Genomic DNA, 17,687 nt, shown 5'->3' with positions numbered 1-17,687 from the left:
AAAAGATGTAAACTGATACGATCATATTATCATTTTCCGGCTGACAATGCCGTACTTAATTTTGAAAGAGAGCATAAAAAGCAATTTTTTTCAATTGTTTTTACTCATAAATCAATCCTGCTTGTGATAGACAACAAATAGCTTTGATTAATTCAATATGAACAAATTTGAAATGTTAAATAATCTTACGATATTCAGCGTATGCTTCTTTTCAAACTGGTATCATACTTATATTCCCCTACCTTTATATGGCATTTATTCTTGCATTAAAATAACCCATGAAGAAGATTGTGGGCTCTTACTTAAATACTCTCTATTAAATTTTTCACAAAACATGTGAATAAATGATCATTGATAATTAATATCTTAGAAAAGAAATATTTTTCACTTTTATAAGAGAAATTATTATCTGTTAAGATAATCAATTCATTTTCATATTGAAAACAATAAAAAGCTTATTTTAAAGATTCTTAAGTGTAACTTTCATTCTCTTATAAAAATTAAAGAGCTATCATTTTTTTTTAGAATGTACTGCAAAAGGATTATCAGAAGCTCGTAATGATATGCGAACTGGTATACCAAACATATCAAATGTTTCACGTAACCCTTTGACAAGATAACGTAAATACGATTTGGGCATTGCTTTGGGCCGCGAACAAGAAATCATAAATTCAGGAGGACGAGTCTTAATTTGCGTGATATATTTAACCTTAAGTCGCCGTCCTAAAACCGCAGGAGGTGGATGATGTGTTACAACCGCTTCAAGCCATTTGTTCAATTTAGCCGTTGCAATACGACGATTCCATACACAGTGCATCATCATGATATTTTCCATGAGTTTATCAATTCCTTGAGCATATTGCCCTGATAAAGTAACGGCTCTTAAACCACGAACTTGAGGAAGAAATTGCGCACACTTTTCATGCAAATCAATCAATGTAGCCTGACTATTTTTAATAAGATCCCACTTATTGAAAGCAATAATTGGAACACGCCCTTCACGAATCACAAGATCAACAATTTGTAAATCCTGTTTTTCAAAAGGCATTGTTGCATCAAAAACAATAACCACCACTTCTGCAAAACAAATGGCACGCAAAGTATCCGCAACAGATAATTTTTCTAATTTTTCTTGAATTTTCGATTTTCTACGTAAACCTGCAGTATCAAAAAGTTTAATATGACGACCACGCCATTCCCAATCGACAGAAATAGAATCACGCGTGAGCCCTGATTCTGGGCCTGTTAACAACCGGTCTTGTTTCAGCATGCTATTGATAAGAGTGGATTTTCCTGTATTGGGACGCCCCGCAATTGCAATCCGAATAGGCTTATTTTCATCGTAAATAAGCTCCTCCTCTTCCAAATTGTTTACATCATTACCAACAGATGCAGGTCGGATTATAATATCTTCTTCTTTGTTGTTGCAAAAAGCGCGCTCAGCCCCAATAACATCGATAATTGCATCACGAAGATCACTAAGTCCCAAACCATGTTCAGCTGATATTGAGCACGGTTCCCCCAAACCTAATGACCACGCCTCATACTCTCCTCCTATTGTTGCTCTTGACTCGGACTTATTAGCAACAAGTACAATTGGCTTCCCTGACTTGCGAACCAGTGAAGCAGAGTATAAATCACTTGGGGTTATTCCACTCTTTGCATCAAATACGAATAACATAAGATCCGCTTCATCGATCGCAGCTTTCGTATGAGAACGCATACGCCCTTCAAGTGTATAATCATCTGCTTCTTCCAGCCCAGCCGTATCAATCACATCAAAACATAGATCCTGAAGTTTTGCCGCATGAATACGCCGATCACGTGTCACACCTGGTTTATCATCAACCAAAGCTAATTTTCGCCCAACCAAACGATTAAAAAGCGTTGATTTTCCGACATTAGGACGACCAACTATAGCAATGGTAAGGCTCATCAATTTATTCCTTATTTGCCTTGCCCTCAGCTTGTATAAGCTCGAGCATTATTCGAGCCCGATCTGTTATTTTTGAACCCAAAGCACCTTCTTCAGAAATTTTCTTAAAATAATAAACCGCCTCATCCATTTTATTCGCTTTATAAGCCGCTAAACCCAAAGCTTCTCTTGCAGACATACGCATAGCATCGATATCACTTGCCATATCTTTGACGCGCTTCTTGACATCATCTAAAGTCCCTGTATCAACTAAAATATAGGCTGCCCGAATTTTTGCAACTTTCTGTAAAATCTGCGGTGCTTGATTATTCGCTGCAACAGAATCAAAGATCTCCACTGCCTTAATCATATCACCTTTCCCCATGAATAAAGAAGCCTCCCGCAAATGAGCAAGAAAAGGATATCCTCCAAGCTTAGAATCTTTAACATTCTCCAATTGCTTTATCGCCTTATCAAAATGATGTGTATCCGCAAAATTAAGGCTTTTTACAAATGCGTCACTAATACGGTTTGCTTTCTCTATTTGTGCATGATAATGAATTTGATAGATAATTATCATGAGAATGAAAAAAAGACCTGCTACAATAATTGAAAAACCGTAACGTCTCCAAAATACAAGTGCCTTTTCCTGACGAAATTCAGCATTAACCTCAGCAATAAAACTATCATGCGACATATCTTATACCTTGTAAAAAATTTACTCCCGGCGCTTTTATGCATAAATGGATAAAGATGGGAGCTCTAAATCAACTAAAAGTCCTTAGGATACTCGTTTATTTATTTCAAATCAACATGTAACCAAATCAATTAGATTTTTGCAACTGTGACTTCATCAAAAATGATGTAAATGCCTTTTTGGTTCACATTGCAGCTTTTACATAAACTTGCGCCTTATAGAAAAATTCACTACGTTAAGACTTAATAATTGCCTATTATCTTAAAGCATCCCTTCTTCCATTAACGGAAAGAGATAATCTTTTAAAGTCTTCAATACAATCGTTATATTGTATTCAATCGTAGGAATTACAATGAAAAACCAATTTTTTAAACTTGAACAAACGGTAATTTTCTATGAAGTTTCCTTAAAACCAAAGAAATAAATTTTTATCTGTGTAAAAAATACCAAAGCGCTATGATAAAACTGTGATCTATTTCCAAATTTCAATCAAAGTTCTTTATACTAAAGTGGACCCCTTCAATTTATCTTTATACGGTTAATAACCCTTGTAATTGATATCCAAAGTTTCTGAAAATATCCTATTGTAATGGCCAAATCCACATAAGCATTGGAACAGCAACAATAACTATCAATACCGCTAACGGAACCCCTAAACGTGGATAATCACTAAAACGATATCCTCCTGGTGCCATGACGAGCATATTACTTTGATGGCCAATAGGTGTAAGGAACTCACAACCTGCACCAATTGCAACAGCCATCAAAAAAGCTTCAGGCTTATAATGAAGAGAATGAGCAAAACTTGATGCGATTGGTGCTACCATCATCACCGTCGCTGCATTATTCAAAAATGGCGTGACCAACATAGCTGTTACCAACATAAGTGCTAAAGCGCCAAATGGCGGGAAAAATATTGCCAATTGGCTCAACCATTGACCAATGAGATCGGTACATCCTGTTTTTTCTAACGCTTCACTCACTGGAATAAGAGCCGCTAATAGTACTAAGATGGGGCCATCTAATGCCTGATACAGATCACGCGCAGGCAAAACGCGTAAGATAACCATTGCAGCAGCAGCAGCAAAGAAAGAAAAAGCGACTGGAACAATATGAAAAGCTGTAAAAATAATTGCTATAAATAAAATAGTTAAAGCTATAAAACCATGCCGTAAATTTCCAAACACAATATTTCGTTTTGCTAGGGGCAAGCATTTCAATTCCCTTAATAAATTTGGAATAACTGCATCCTGTCCCTGTAAAACAACGACATCTCCAAGATGGAAGATAATATCATCAAGTCTCCCCCGCACCCTTTCATGTTGACGACTCAATGCAAGAAAATTTATATTATAGCGTTCAAATAAGGAAAACTCTTTCGCACTAATACCAATAAGCGGAGAATTATGGGTGATGACTGCTTCGATAATATCAATGTCACTGTCCTTATCACCTGTAGAAATAGTTCGTCCCTTAGAAAATTCTAAACGAGCAGAGCTTATCACGCTATCTAGCCCTGTATGCGACCCTTCTAGCAAAACAATATCGTTTTCAGACAAAACAAAATCTGGCAATGGTGAAATAGATACTTTGTTTCTGATGATTTGAATCACCATAACATCACCACTTGATGACTTAATCAAATCAACAATATTTTTCCCCACAATCGGTGAATTTATTGGAATATGCACTTCTGCAACATAATTACGAATATCAATGGCATCATCAAACGATACACCTGAACGCACACGTACAGGCAAAAACCAATAAAAAAAGACCAAATATAAAACACCAACCGTCGCAAGAACCACACCAACTGGCATAAAATCAAACATAGTAAAAGGTGTTCCTGCTAAACGTTCTTGCATCGCTGAAATAACAACATTGGGAGATGTTCCTATCTGTGTCATAAGCCCTCCTAATAAAGAACCAAAGGCCATAGGCATCAAAAAGACAGAAGGAGAAACCTGAGAACGACGAGCAAACTGAAAAGCTATTGGAAGCATAATAGCTAAAGCACCAATATTTTTAACAAACATTGCTAATACAACAACGGAAAGAACCAAAAAAGCTAATTGAAGACGCACCGATTTTACATCTGGCCAGATTCGTTGAATAATAAATTCCATTATGCCAGAGCGAGATACAGCAGTACTAACAATAAACACACTCCCCACAATAATAACGATATCATTGCTAAAACCGTTAAACGCTTCCTTTGGGCTAACAAGGCCAATAGCACAAGCTATTAATAATGTGCAAATAGCGACAAGATCATAACGAAATCGATCCCAAATAAAAACAACCATCATGAAACCAATAATCAAAAAAGCTATGATTTGATTTTCTGTCATAATACTCACCTCTCCCCATTAAATGATAATGAATAAAAACATATTTTTTATATGTTTTAAATATTCCTATAAACAGCAGCAAGATAAAAGCCGCTAGAAGAATATTTTATAATGATTTTAAAGTGATAAAAATTATGATGCGCATAAACTTACTCTTCATTACTTATGCATTATTTTCTATAAGATATTGAATCCAAATAAAATTAACAAAAATTGATAAAGCTATATTGCAAAAGAGATAAGAACAAATCTAAATATAGAGCGTAGATGACTGTTGAAACTGAAATGTGCTATATTTTAACCTTTGTTGTTACTTAAAAGAATTTGTCTTCACGCTCAATTCGAAGAATGATAAAAATGAAAGAAAGAAAAATGGTCAATCTTAATAGTGGGTATCAAAGTAACCTGAAATATTGGCTCACTTGTATTATTGGAATTGTTGCTATCTTGGCAATTATAGTTGTTGGTGGATTTTACAGCGCAAAACCCTATCTTGACAATTTTGTAAGACAAGAGATAGCACATCGCTCCATAAAAGCGGAAACATCTGAAGTGAGCATTCTAGGTAAAGTCAATTTGAAGAATGTTATTTTACCCGTTCAAGCCGGAACATCACTTAAAATTGGTGCTATTTCAGCCCGTCCTCCTCTTTCTTTTATTCCTGGAACTTTTACACTTTATAATGTAGATTTAAAGCATAATAATCTTCATTTGCAAATTCCCCAAATATCTCTTAGGCGTGTATTCTTAAAAAAACAAGATAAAACGATCGCATCACATCTTTTACAAACAATGATGCGTATTGAGCTTTCCTCAATTATTGCTCCCAATATAAAATTTTCTATAGAAAATAAAAATAAACGAATAGAAACAATTGAAGTCACGAATTTCCAGCTTTCTGATTTGAGGAATGGTCATATCCGTTCAGTTAGTATCAAAAATATGGATCTTAAAACAAACGTAGTAAATGGTGCCAAACAGATGCAGCTTATGGCTAAAAGTGATATAATAAAAGCCCATGATATCGACATCAATTATGCCTATTCTATTATTTTTGGAAAAAACAACGCTCTCAATCAAGCTAAAGCCGTTACTGGCCCCATTTCTCTGAATAATCTAAGGGTTGATATTTTTGAAGAAGCAGAAAAAAATAGCTCTTTATTCCTCGGACAATTTAAAACATCTGGTTTAAAGATGAAGCTACTTGAACAAACTCCTGAAAAATTGATCAAAGCTTACTTTAATGCAAAAAAAGAGAAGAATAAAATCGCTGAAAAAATAGCACAAAATGGGTCACTTTTAAATATACTGCTCGCCATTGCCTCAGCTGATGCCAAAGTTAATAATATCACCATTGATAGCCCGCAGTTGAAAGCCACCCTCGAATCATTCCAATTAAAACCAAGCTTGTGGAAACAACCTATTCCTAAAAAGCTTTTTGTTTCACTCAAGAACCTTTCCATTTTACCTAAAAAAATGCATGAAAAAAACTTAGAGTTCTTCAAAAATCTGAACCTTGAGCACTTTAATATTTCAGGAAAAATTGATATTTCTTACGATGAAAAAAAGCGTATACTCTTTCTTGATGCAATGTCTTTCAATATGAAAGACGTTGGATCTGCCAACATCTCAGCTAAGATTATTGATGTCGATGAAAAGCTTTTTTCTGGTCAGAAAGATGTAATGATTGCTGCTTCTCAAAACCTTGGCATCAATGAAATTGATATACAATATAGGGATGCAGGTTTCATTGATAAGCTTTTTTCCTATCTTGCGCAAAATCTTAATGACAGCAAACATGATCTTAAAAAAGAACTCTATGATGATTTCTATCTAATGATGACGCAAAGCCCGAAAATCTTGCTAAAAAATTATGACGCAGCAGAAAAAATTTCAAAATCCTTAGGTGAATTTGCTAAAAACCCACAAACATTGATCATCAAAATTAAAGCAAAAGATCAGAAAGGTCTTACAATGATTAATCTCGAATCTGCTCTACAAAATGATCTATCCAAGGCTTTAAGCAACGTAGATCTTATTATTAAAAATGAAGTATCATCCTAAACATTTTGTATTTTAAACACGATGATCTTGCCTATAAATTAAAAACTTTAATTCCTCTTTTAGCTTTTATATGGTACAGAGAATATTGTACAGAGTCCTTTATACTAAAGAATGTAGAACCAAAATTGTCGATACTTGGAGTTATTTATGTCTGATTTATCTTCAAATCGCCTGCCTAACCGTGCTTCTCGTGTCACCAATCAAGCGCTTTCTGCTATTGAGCGTTTTCTTCATATTGAAGCTCTTAGTGGTATTGTTCTTTTATTAGCTGCTGCTTCTGCACTCATTTTTGCTAATTCTAAATATGCTGCTCTCTATGAATCTTTTTGGCATACTCCTCTTGGTTTTAATTTGGGTCACTTCACCCTTTCATGGAGTTTGCATTTCTGGGTTAATGATGCCCTTATGACTGTTTTCTTTCTCGTAGCAGGAATGGAAATTCGACGTGAAATTCACGAAGGTATTCTTGCCGATTTTAGACAAGCGATCTTACCAATTGTTGCTGCAATAGGGGGAGTTTGTTTCCCTGCAATTATTTATTTTATCTTCAACTTTAATGATGGGCATATAAACGGTTGGGCTGTGCCAACAGCAACAGATATTGCTTTTGCTCTAGGTATTCTTGCTCTTCTTGGAAAAAAAATTCCTTCTAATCTTCATATCATTCTTCTGTCGCTAGCCATTATTGATGATATTATTGCTGTTCTTATTATTGCCTTTTTCTACTCAACAAATATTGATCTTAATGGTTTACTGATTGCAGGAACAGGTATTGCTCTGGTGCTATTTTTTCAATGGATCGGACTTGCATCAGCATGGCTTTATATTTTTCCTGGTGCGATCATCTGGTGGGGGTTAATGGTTACAGGCGTTCATCCATCACTTGCCGGCGTAATTTTAGGTATGATGACTCCCGTTTTGCCTACCCGTACACTTGTTGCGCCACTTACCATGCTCAGTAGCGCCATGAAAATTCTTCAAGAAAAAAATACAAAAATGGATCTACATCATATTTCAGCTGCATTAAAAAAAATGCGCAAAGGACAACGTGCCATAATTGCTCCGGTAACACGTGTTCAGAAAGCACTACATCCATGGGTTGCATACGGTGTAATGCCGATTTTTGCCTTTGCAAATGCAGGAGTCAGTTTTGCAAATTTTAATCTTTCTTCCGACAAGTCATTTTTAATTGTTTTCGGTGTTATCATTGGTCTTTTTGTCGGTAAGCCTTTTGGCATTATCACTGCCAGTTACCTAGCCGTAAAAACAGGGTTATGCCGCCTACCCCCCTATATGACATGGACAGGTATTTTACTCATTGGTTTTTTAGCAGGAATTGGCTTTACAATGTCTATTTTTATTTCAATGCTCGCTTTTAAAAATATTATTTTGCTTGATGCTGCAAAAATTGGAGTACTTTGTGGCTCTGGTTTATCAGCTCTTATCGGTCTAGGATATGGATTTATTTATATTAAGCGCAACAAAGAAGTTTCTCAATAGTTCCCTATAAATTAACTGAAAATAGGTTGTATGCGGGCCTTTTCAAAAATGGTTTTTTCATTTTTTGGATTTGGGCAACGTTTAACATAAAAGCAATTATTTTATCCCACCTTTATATCTATGAAGGAGAAAATTAATATCATTCCCCTAATATCGTAAAAACTCTTGACACTCGAAAAGGATGATAAGAGATATTTTTATTCCTTCCTTCAATAATTTTTTACTTATACTAACCCCACTCACGACGTGCGCAAAAATGATTTTTATTGATTTAAGTATGGTGAAGCTGTCTTTCTGTTAAATCCACCATTAAGTTCTTGGCTGCTCAATGCAACTGAACCACATATATCGAGATAATTAAGATAAAAAAACAAAATAACTTTCTCACCCTAACTGTTTGTACCAGAATCATAGAGGGACGTTCAAAATCTTAACTCCATCATTACAATTCTTATGAATTACAGTTTTTATAACAAAGTGTGTAGATGTTAGTTGAAAAATGATTTTTTACCGTGCGTTATACTCCCTAACAGCTCTTCCATCTTCACTTATCCGTTAATAAAAACAGCATAGAAAACAGAACTTCTATAATCAGTTAAGTAATCCTATCGCTTATTTTTTCAACAAACAAACCTCCTCGTTACTGATTTTATTGCCGATATTCTCAATAGCTTTAATCCTAGCTTTCTTTACAAGACATCTTATCTTTTGGGCAAATATATTTTCCAGGATGCTTTATTATTCAATAGCTTGAACGAAAAAGTAAAACATCGCAGTATTCTCCTATTTCAAAGCAAAAAATATCGCAACATTGGAAATTTAAAATAGCCTTAATATTTCTCGCTTGCATCTTTATAAGTATAAAGATGAATATCGGTTTTTACCTTTATGATTTTATATTCTCCCAAATTTAGATTATCTTTCCGTTTCAAAAACCATGAATAAATTTAAAATAAGATAATTTTTCTGTATTGAGAATTCTCATTTAAGTTCAAAATACAAATCAGCCTTAAGAAAAACTATTAATATACATTAAAGATTTATACTATTACAATTTTGCTGGAGTTTAAAAATGCTTACCCCTTATCAAGTGCATAAACAGCATGTAATGTTCTAACTGCAAGTTCAGTGTAAGCACTATCAATCAAAATAGAAATCTTAATTTCTGAGGTTGTGATTGCTTGAATATTAATACCTTTTTCAGCCAACGCCCTAAACGCTGTCGCGGCAACACCTGCATGGCTACGCATTCCAATACCAATCACAGATACCTTGGCAAGATCGCTTTCAAATTGGAGAACATCAAATCCAATTTTTTTGCGATCTTTCTCAAGAAGTGCAACGGCTTTTTCTACATCTGCTGATGGGACAGTAAAAGTCATATCAGTTTTTGAACCATCTTCAGAAATATTTTGCACAATCATATCAACATTAATACCTTCTTCAGCCAAGGGACCAAAAATTGCTGCAGAAATTCCTGGGCGATCGGCAAGTCGACGAAGGGAAATTTGTGCTTCATCCTTAGCAAAAGCAATACCAGTCACATTTTGTTGTTCCATGATTTCATCCTCATCGCAAATAAGTGTTCCAGAAGAATTCATTGGATCCTCTCTGCTTAACGCATCAGGATCCTCAAAACTTGAACGCACAAAGGTACGAACCTTATGAACCATTGCCAATTCAACAGAACGAACCTGTAAAACTTTTGCACCAAGAGAAGCCATCTCCAGCATTTCTTCAAAAGCTACTTTTGGTAAACAACGAGCTTTCGGTTCTATACGTGGATCTGTTGTATAAACACCATCCACATCCGTATAAATATCACAACGATCAGCTTGCACAGCCGCCGCTATAGCAACAGCACTTGTATCTGATCCCCCCCGTCCTAAGGTAGAAATCCGATTATCCGAAGTCACCCCCTGAAAACCAGCAATAACAGCAACCTGACCGTCTTGAAAAGACTCTATTAAAAAAGAGCCATCAATATCAATAATACGCGCACGGCCATGCACATTATCTGTATGAATAGGAATTTGCCAACCAAGCCATGAACGTGCATTCACGCCCATTGTCTGAAGTATCAAAGCTAGCAAACCTGAAGTGACCTGTTCACCAGAAGAAACCACAACATCATATTCACGAACATCTCTATGTATAGGCGCAGCGTCACACGTCCACTGAACAAGCTCATTGGTTTTACCAGCCATCGCAGATACGACAACTGCAACCTCATTGCCTGCATCAACCTCTCTTTTAACATGCCGTGCAACATTATGAATACATTCAATGTTTGCTACAGATGTTCCACCAAATTTCATCACAATACGCGCCATTAATAACACTCTTACTTTTACACCTCTTATCTCAAGCAATAATGAAAATAAGATGCTGTATTAACCAACCATTTTCTCGACATAGCGAATATCTATCATTTGTGCAAGTTGCATTATGATTATATAAATTTCTCTTGACTTTAGTATAAAATCTACTTGCTTCGATCATTAAAAACAAAAGGAAAGAAAAATGATAGATGAAACACGAACAACTATTGATCAAAGCGAAATTGATCATTTTGCACGTATTGCTAAAGAATGGTGGGATCCAAAAGGAAAATTTCAACCTCTTCACCAGTTTAACCCAACACGCCTTGCTTATATCAGAAAAAAAATCTGTTTAGAATTTAATCGCGATCCTGTTTCACTTACGCCCTTTGACAATTTGAAAATTCTTGATATTGGCTGTGGAGGAGGTTTGTTATGTGAACCAATGGCACGTCTTGGTGCTATAGTTGTAGGTGTTGATGCTGCACAAACGAATATTGAAGTTGCAAAAACCCATGCAATCCAAAATGGTCTTTCAATTGATTACCGCACAACGACCGCAGAATCACTCGCCAATGAGGGAGAAAAATTTGATATCATTCTTAATATGGAAGTTGTTGAACATGTTGCTAACGTTAATCTCTTCATAGCAGCAACAGCAAAAATGCTCAAACCAAAAGGCGTGATGTTTATCTCAACAATCAACCGCACGTGGAAAGCATGGGGGCTTGCTATTGTAGGCGCTGAATATATCTTACGTTGGCTTCCTAAAGGAACACATGATTATAAAAAATTTCTAAAACCTCGAGAACTTAAAAATTTCTTATCAAAAAACGCTCTGACGGTCATTGATGAGATAGGTATTACTTATAATCCATTAAACGACAGCTGGAATCTCTCAAAAGATATGGACGTTAACTATCTCTTTCTCACCAAACGGTCTTAAGGATATATAAGTTACAACTATTATATACCTTGTAATAAAGAATCGAGCTTTCCCTCAGCTTCTAAAACATAAAGATCATCACAACCGCCAACGTGATAATCACCTATAAAAATTTGTGGAAATGTATTACGTCCATTTGCGCGCTTTACCATTTCTTGTCGAAGGGATGTGGAAGCATCAATATCCGTATATTCTACGCCCTTTTTATCAAGCAAATCACGTGCTTTTGTGCAATAAGGACAGTTAGGGCGTGTATAAATTATTATTTCTTTCATAGTATTATTGCTCCAATATTTTTTAATAATATTCATTTTACATTCTTTTTAAAAGGAGGGAAAAATAGAATCTTCTTTGAGAACACGTGAAAATGTTAGCACATCCACCTGTCGTGCCCCAGCATATTTTAATGCAGAAGCTGCTGCTGTAACCGTTGCACCCGTAGTAAAGACATCATCAATGAGCAAAACAGAACATCCCTTGAGGTATTTTTTAACCTTCTGCGAAACCTTAAAAGCATTTTTTACATTAAGTTTTCTCGCTCTCGAAGAAAGACTAACCTGCGGACGAGTATGCCGACAACGAACAAGCCACCCCGGTTTTAAAAGCTTTTTTTGGGATGCTGCAATATAACGTGCAAGCTCAGCAGATTGATTATAACGCCTCTCCCAAAAACGACGAAAATGCAATGGAATAGGAATAATAACATCACAATCATCAATAACCTCGCGCCCAGCAAACATCATCCAATTGGCCATAAATGACGCCAATTCTAAATGGTCACCATATTTCAAGCGTGTTACTAAAGTTCGTGCGAGCCCTTTATGAACAATAGCTGAACGAACACGTGAAAAAGGGAGAGAATTACGAAATGCTTCACCACTGAGAAAACCTTTCCCCATATCACAAACAAAAGGAGTCCCCATAACAGGACAATAAGGTTTCGTGATAAATTGAAGATCTTTCCAACATTCAGAGCAAATTGTGCCATAAGTCGAAACATCTTGCTTACAACCAGGACATATTGGTGGATAAAATATAGTTTTCAAGCGTTCAATGCACTTATTTAGTATGTCTCCGCTACTTAACGCCGCTTTTCGAAAGTAAAACATTATAAATCTAGGCTTTTACAAGTTCCCTGTAGAACAAAAATTCCTTTGTATTTCCTCAATTTATAATTTTAATTCCTTTAAAAACTCTTACCTTCTATAAGCTTATTTTTTTTCATATTGTAAACTCAGTAGTGTTTGCACAAAAATGACTTTAAAATATATTCTTTCATAAATCGAAAGTGTTCCACAATATGTCGTGTCCTTTAATTTTTGATCATAACCGCATTGAACAATTCCGCAAACGCGCTTTCCAAAAAGCAAAAAAAGGATATGACTTTTTACTCTCTCACATGGCAGAAGATCTCTATAAACGTCTTATCACTGTTGATCGCCTCTTTACATTAGCTCTTGATGTACACAGCCATACAGACCTTGCTGCTCAAGCTTTAATGAAATCTGGAAAAGTTATTTCCATAGAACGAATGGAAACCAATAGGCTTTATCAAAGCCATGATAAAAAATTTCATTTACGTCATCGAGAATTTCTTAATTTACCTCAAAGTTACTGTGATCTTATTGTTTCACTTCTTTCATTACAATTGACAAATGATACCCCTGGTGTTCTAAGCCAGATAAAAAACACCCTTAAACCAGATGGCTTATTTCTGGCTGTTATGACAGGAGCTGGAACGCTCATAGAATTACGTGAATGCCTCCTACAGGCCGAAATTGAAATCTATGGAGGTGCAAGCCCTCGGATCTATCCTTTTGCCGATATTCGTGATGCAGGTGCTCTTTTACAGCGTGTTGGCTTTGCTCTACCTGTAGCAGATGTGGAAGATATCACGATACGTTATAATACAATGTTTGACCTTATGCACGATCTTAAAGCTATGGGAATGCAAAATGCACTTATCAGTCGTTCACGACGCCCTGTATCTAAACGCTTTTTTATTCGCGCAGCTGAAATCTATGAACAACGATTTAGTGATCCTGATGGACGTGTTCGTGCACATTTTTCTTTCATTTGGCTCTCCGGTTGGGCTCCTCACCCCAAGCAACAAAAACCCCTACAACCTGGTTCAGCACAAACATCTCTTACGAATATTTTACAACCCTCAAAAACATAATCTAAAATTATTTTTTAAAAATACTTTTATCCGTTGTCTGTAAAATTTGACTGGTGATCATTCCAGCTATCATTGAATCGCTCACATTTAGAGCGGTACGTCCCATATCAATTAACGGTTCAATCGAAATAAGTACAGCAACCAAAGCTACAGGAAATCCCATAATTGGCAAGACAATCAATGCAGCGAAAATAGCACCCCCACCCACACCAGCAACCCCAATAGAACTCAGTGTAACAACCCCAACAAGTGTAGCAATCCAAGTAGGATCAAGAGAATTAATACCCATAGATGATGCAATCATGGTTGCAAGCATCGCTGGATAAAGGCCTGCACAACCATTTTGTCCAATTGTTGCCCCAAAAGAAGCTGCAAAACTTGCAATGGATTGCGGTACACCTATCCACTGCGTTTGCGCTTCAATATTCAGAGGAATACTTGCCGCGCTTGAACGGCTGCTAAAAGCAAATGTTAAAACTGGTAAAACTTTTTTGAAGAAACGAAAGGGATTAACCCCAGAAAGGCTAAGCAATACACCATGTATTCCAAAAATCAAAAGAATACCAGTATAAGAAGCAATGATAAAAACCAGTAAATTAAAAATATCTGTAATACGCGATATCGCTCCTACCTTCGTCATAAGAGCAAAAATACCATAAGGTGTCAAAGTAATCACAATACGGACTAATCGCATAATCCAAGCTTGTGCCACTTGAATAAATAAAAGCGCTTTTTCTCCTTTTTCTGACTCATCTTTCTTTAAAAGAAGAACTGATGCACCTAAAAATGCCGCAAAAATAACAACACTAATAATTGATGTACGTTTAGCCCCACCCAACTCAGCGAATGGATTTCTAGGAATCATCGACAAAATCATCTTTGGTATATTTATATCTCCAAGTTTAGAAATATGACCTTCAAGAATAGCAGAAACATTTTGCCCTTCATACACCAAGCCATTGGCTGTTAATCCAAAGAAATTAACCACAAGCACACCAACTAACGCCGAAAGAGCCGTTGTAAAAAGCAATATTGAAATTGTTATTATACTCATCTTTCCAACAGCATAAACAGAATGTAAATGAGCAACCGCTGAAACGATAGAAATAAAAACCAATGGCATAACAATCATTTGCAACAATAAGATATAGCCTTCACCAACAATATTAAACCATTCAACGGATTTCAATAAAGTTCCTTCACCCTCTCCATAAACAACCTGCAAAACACTTCCAAAAATTAAGCCAAGAATAAGCCCTAGCATAACACGTAGTGAAAGACTCCATTGCATTCTCTTACTTTGGGCAATCCACAATAAAAAAACAACAAATAGAAATAAATTGATGAAAAAATTAAATGTCATTGTCTATGCCCACTATTGTTATGATTGACGTAAATAATATGCATAACTCAAAATTAATGCATGAGATTTGAAATTAAAGTATAAAGCTTACAAGGCTTTTACAAGATCATTATTTTTTCAATTCATAGATTAAAAGACTTTTTTATCTACTAATAAATGTTTATCGAATATTCATAATTTTTCTGCATTTTTCTGCAAAATACAAGATCAAGCTACTCTTGCCAATTTTTATGAACTACACTATCAACAGCTTTGATCAGTACTTCAAATATAATTATTTTATTGAAAATACCTTTGATACATTCTTTTTCTGCTCTCAATAGAATTTTTTTGTTTTTCGAAATTATCCTTATAGCCATAAAAATATGCCCTTTCAATAATAAAAAATTGTAAATGTGAGAGCTTTGAAAGTCATAATTCTTACTGAAATGTAATCCCTTTCAAAATACACATATTACTCAATTAATTTGGAACACCATACCAACAAAAATATCATATATTTCAATGAGATAATAAAATTAGCTGATATTAACCGTAATAATAGCTGTATTTAATATCCAACTATTTATCAAAAATAAGAAATTAAATTTCTCATGAAGCGTACTGTATTTAGCCACTCAACACTTTTTGTGCTAAATTAATCTCATTGGAATAAACTAAAGTGTACAGCCTGAATCTATAGAATGAACTTTATCCGTTCGACATCAATAAAAACTATAGGATCTCAGAACATCGCGAAAAAAAAGAAGAAGAATCCTCATGAGATCTAGCTAATAAAAAATGGAAACAAAGAAAAATTAAGAAGCGCACATTATGTTTTCAACTAACAAAAGAAACTTTTGTGGCTTACCAGCGCATTCATAATAAAAACAGTATATTGAAGTATAACAATTTACTATTATAATAATGAGTAAAAATATCTAAGAACACGGTAAATATATTTCTTATAAACTATTTTTAACACAAAGATACAACATTATTAAAGTTACGCAAATATCGTGATGATATTAATCTGAGTAAAAGATACAAGGTATTTATTTATAATGCTAATTCACTGTTTTTCATATTAAATTAGAACCCCGAATAACATAAGGCGCTCTCATTTCAAATCTGTTTATGTTGAATCAATCAAAATCACTTGATTGCACACCACAAGCGAGGCTGGCATGTGGGTGAAAACTGTATAGGAAAGAACTAAAATGGTTCTTATGAATCAGCTTAATGCCAGATCTGTCGCAACATTGGGGGCTGAGAAATATAATGATGATGCTGGCTTATTACTTCATAAGTGTCAAGATGGAGGCGCCCAATGGCTTTATCGTTATACCATTCATGGGCGCCGTCCTGAAATGAGCTTGCGAGCGTTGCGAGATGTCTTTTAAAAACAAGCCGGAGAAAGTGCAAAATTGCTTCATATGAGTGTCTCAACATTCCGCCGTCATGTTACCAATAGCTCTTTACCAAAACCCTTAAAATTTGGTTTTTTATCCCGTTGGTTACAATCGGATCTCTTGAATGTCATCGAGCAAGCAAAACAGCAACGTCAAAGTGACGCGGCATAAAAAAAACCTTGTCACGTAAGGACGGACAAGGCTTTCTCAAACCTATTATCCTAGAGCTTTATTTGGTGTAAATTCAAGGCTTTCTCTGCTGAAGCAAGATTTAAGGTTTGCATTCAAGTTGTTCTGAATGCTTTTTACAATAAGGGCTATTTAAGCGTCTCTCAACACTTCGCTGAGGCATGACAGCACCAGGACGACATATGGGAAGATTATCCGATTTATGGTTCTCACACCAATCTTGTATTGTAAAGCTAGGGCGAAAACCTGATTGCGCCATACACATTTCAATACTGGCAAATTGATTCAAATCTAGCGCCACAACCTTATTAAGGTCCGGTACGCCACATTCTAAAAGTATTTTATTTCTCCATAATGCTGGAGAAAGTGAGGGAATTGAGTTAACACATCCAGTGATACTTAACAGAGCTATGCCGCTCAATAATTGCAAGACTTTCTTCATTTTCGCCTCTTTCAGCGGGTTTCTTTACAATAAAAAAGCTCGTAAGCTTGTTGATATTTTCTGTCACCGCTGCTTAAAACAACAGTGAACAATATTGAGATGGTGGATTGAGAAAACAATCCCGCCATTCCAAGCGAAAGCAAGGATAGGGGATTGTTGATCATTACAAACAGCAAGACTTAAGGCTGGCATTCGCGACTATTTTTATATTTTTTACAAAACGGGCTGTTTAAGCGCTTCTTGACACTGCGCTGTGGAACAACAGCGCCTGGTCGACAAATCGGGAGATTTTCGGCTTTATGGTTTACACACCATCCCCCCCCCTT

The 17,687-nt window shown here is 35.6% G+C and carries 14 protein-coding genes; 6 read left to right on the top strand and 8 right to left on the bottom strand.

The features are described from left to right. Positions 1-511: 511 nt before the first annotated feature. The 3 genes from der to GGR08_RS06125 form a co-directional block, all read right to left on the bottom strand. Positions 512-1,936 (bottom strand): ribosome biogenesis GTPase Der, encoded by a 1,425-nt coding sequence (gene der / locus GGR08_RS06135; protein ID WP_183194483.1) that lies wholly within the window; start codon positions 1,934-1,936, stop codon positions 512-514. Between the two features lie 4 nt (positions 1,937-1,940). Then, positions 1,941-2,612, bottom strand: coding sequence for a DUF2659 family protein (locus GGR08_RS06130; RefSeq protein WP_183194482.1), 672 nt, complete (start codon positions 2,610-2,612; stop codon positions 1,941-1,943). Between the two features lie 581 nt (positions 2,613-3,193). After that, complete coding sequence (locus GGR08_RS06125; protein WP_183194481.1) at positions 3,194-4,966, bottom strand: SLC13 family permease; 1,773 nt, start codon at positions 4,964-4,966, stop codon at positions 3,194-3,196. Positions 4,967-5,323: 357 nt separating this feature from the next. Here GGR08_RS06125 and GGR08_RS06120 point away from each other — a divergent pair, with 357 nt between their 5' ends. Both GGR08_RS06120 and nhaA read left to right on the top strand, forming a co-directional pair. Continuing rightward, complete coding sequence (locus tag GGR08_RS06120) at positions 5,324-7,030, top strand: hypothetical protein (RefSeq protein WP_183194480.1); 1,707 nt, start codon at positions 5,324-5,326, stop codon at positions 7,028-7,030. A 147-nt stretch (positions 7,031-7,177) separates the two neighbouring features. Then, positions 7,178-8,530 (top strand): Na+/H+ antiporter NhaA, encoded by a 1,353-nt coding sequence (nhaA, locus tag GGR08_RS06115; RefSeq protein WP_183194479.1) that lies wholly within the window; start codon positions 7,178-7,180, stop codon positions 8,528-8,530. Positions 8,531-9,606: 1,076 nt separating this feature from the next. Here nhaA and GGR08_RS06110 read toward each other — a convergent pair. Next, the gene (locus GGR08_RS06110; RefSeq protein ID WP_183194478.1) at positions 9,607-10,863 is read right to left on the bottom strand and encodes an aspartate kinase; all 1,257 of its coding nucleotides are present in this window, start codon (positions 10,861-10,863) and stop codon (positions 9,607-9,609) included. A 190-nt stretch (positions 10,864-11,053) separates the two neighbouring features. Here GGR08_RS06110 and ubiG point away from each other — a divergent pair, with 190 nt between their 5' ends. Continuing rightward, positions 11,054-11,797 (top strand): bifunctional 2-polyprenyl-6-hydroxyphenol methylase/3-demethylubiquinol 3-O-methyltransferase UbiG, encoded by a 744-nt coding sequence (gene ubiG / locus GGR08_RS06105; RefSeq protein WP_183194477.1) that lies wholly within the window; start codon positions 11,054-11,056, stop codon positions 11,795-11,797. A 20-nt stretch (positions 11,798-11,817) separates the two neighbouring features. Here the strand turns inward: ubiG and grxC are convergent, their stop codons facing one another. Together grxC and GGR08_RS06095 are read right to left on the bottom strand one after the other, a co-directional pair. Then, entirely contained in the window at positions 11,818-12,072 is a 255-nt protein-coding gene (gene grxC / locus GGR08_RS06100) for a glutaredoxin 3 (protein ID WP_183194495.1), read from the bottom strand. Positions 12,073-12,120: 48 nt separating this feature from the next. Then, positions 12,121-12,906: a ComF family protein gene (locus tag GGR08_RS06095; protein ID WP_183194476.1), complete on the bottom strand. Its 786-nt coding sequence runs from the start codon at positions 12,904-12,906 to the stop codon at positions 12,121-12,123. Between the two features lie 191 nt (positions 12,907-13,097). Here GGR08_RS06095 and GGR08_RS06090 point away from each other — a divergent pair, with 191 nt between their 5' ends. Further along, positions 13,098-13,976 (top strand): methyltransferase domain-containing protein, encoded by an 879-nt coding sequence (locus GGR08_RS06090; protein WP_183194475.1) that lies wholly within the window; start codon positions 13,098-13,100, stop codon positions 13,974-13,976. Positions 13,977-13,983: 7 nt separating this feature from the next. Here GGR08_RS06090 and GGR08_RS06085 read toward each other — a convergent pair whose 3' ends face one another. Then, a complete protein-coding gene (locus tag GGR08_RS06085) occupies positions 13,984-15,339 on the bottom strand; it encodes a cation:dicarboxylate symporter family transporter (protein WP_183194474.1) in 1,356 nt (451 codons plus the stop codon). Positions 15,340-16,538: 1,199 nt separating this feature from the next. Between GGR08_RS06085 and GGR08_RS06080 the strand changes: the two genes are divergently transcribed. After that, positions 16,539-16,721 carry a hypothetical protein gene (locus GGR08_RS06080; protein ID WP_425485755.1) on the top strand — a complete coding sequence of 61 codons (183 nt, stop codon included), beginning with the start codon at positions 16,539-16,541 and terminating at the stop codon, positions 16,719-16,721. Positions 16,722-16,745: 24 nt separating this feature from the next. After that, positions 16,746-16,901, top strand: a complete 156-nt coding sequence (locus tag GGR08_RS06075) for a helix-turn-helix transcriptional regulator (RefSeq protein WP_246350149.1) — start codon at positions 16,746-16,748, stop codon at positions 16,899-16,901. Between the two features lie 100 nt (positions 16,902-17,001). Here GGR08_RS06075 and GGR08_RS06070 read toward each other — a convergent pair whose 3' ends face one another. Continuing rightward, positions 17,002-17,361: a hypothetical protein gene (locus GGR08_RS06070; RefSeq protein ID WP_183194473.1), complete on the bottom strand. Its 360-nt coding sequence runs from the start codon at positions 17,359-17,361 to the stop codon at positions 17,002-17,004. Positions 17,362-17,687 lie beyond the last annotated feature (326 nt).

This window comes from Bartonella fuyuanensis (assembly GCF_014197255.1).
GTDB classification, from domain to species: Bacteria; Pseudomonadota; Alphaproteobacteria; order Rhizobiales; family Rhizobiaceae; genus Bartonella; species Bartonella fuyuanensis.
This window is presented reverse-complemented; position numbering and strand designations above follow the sequence as displayed.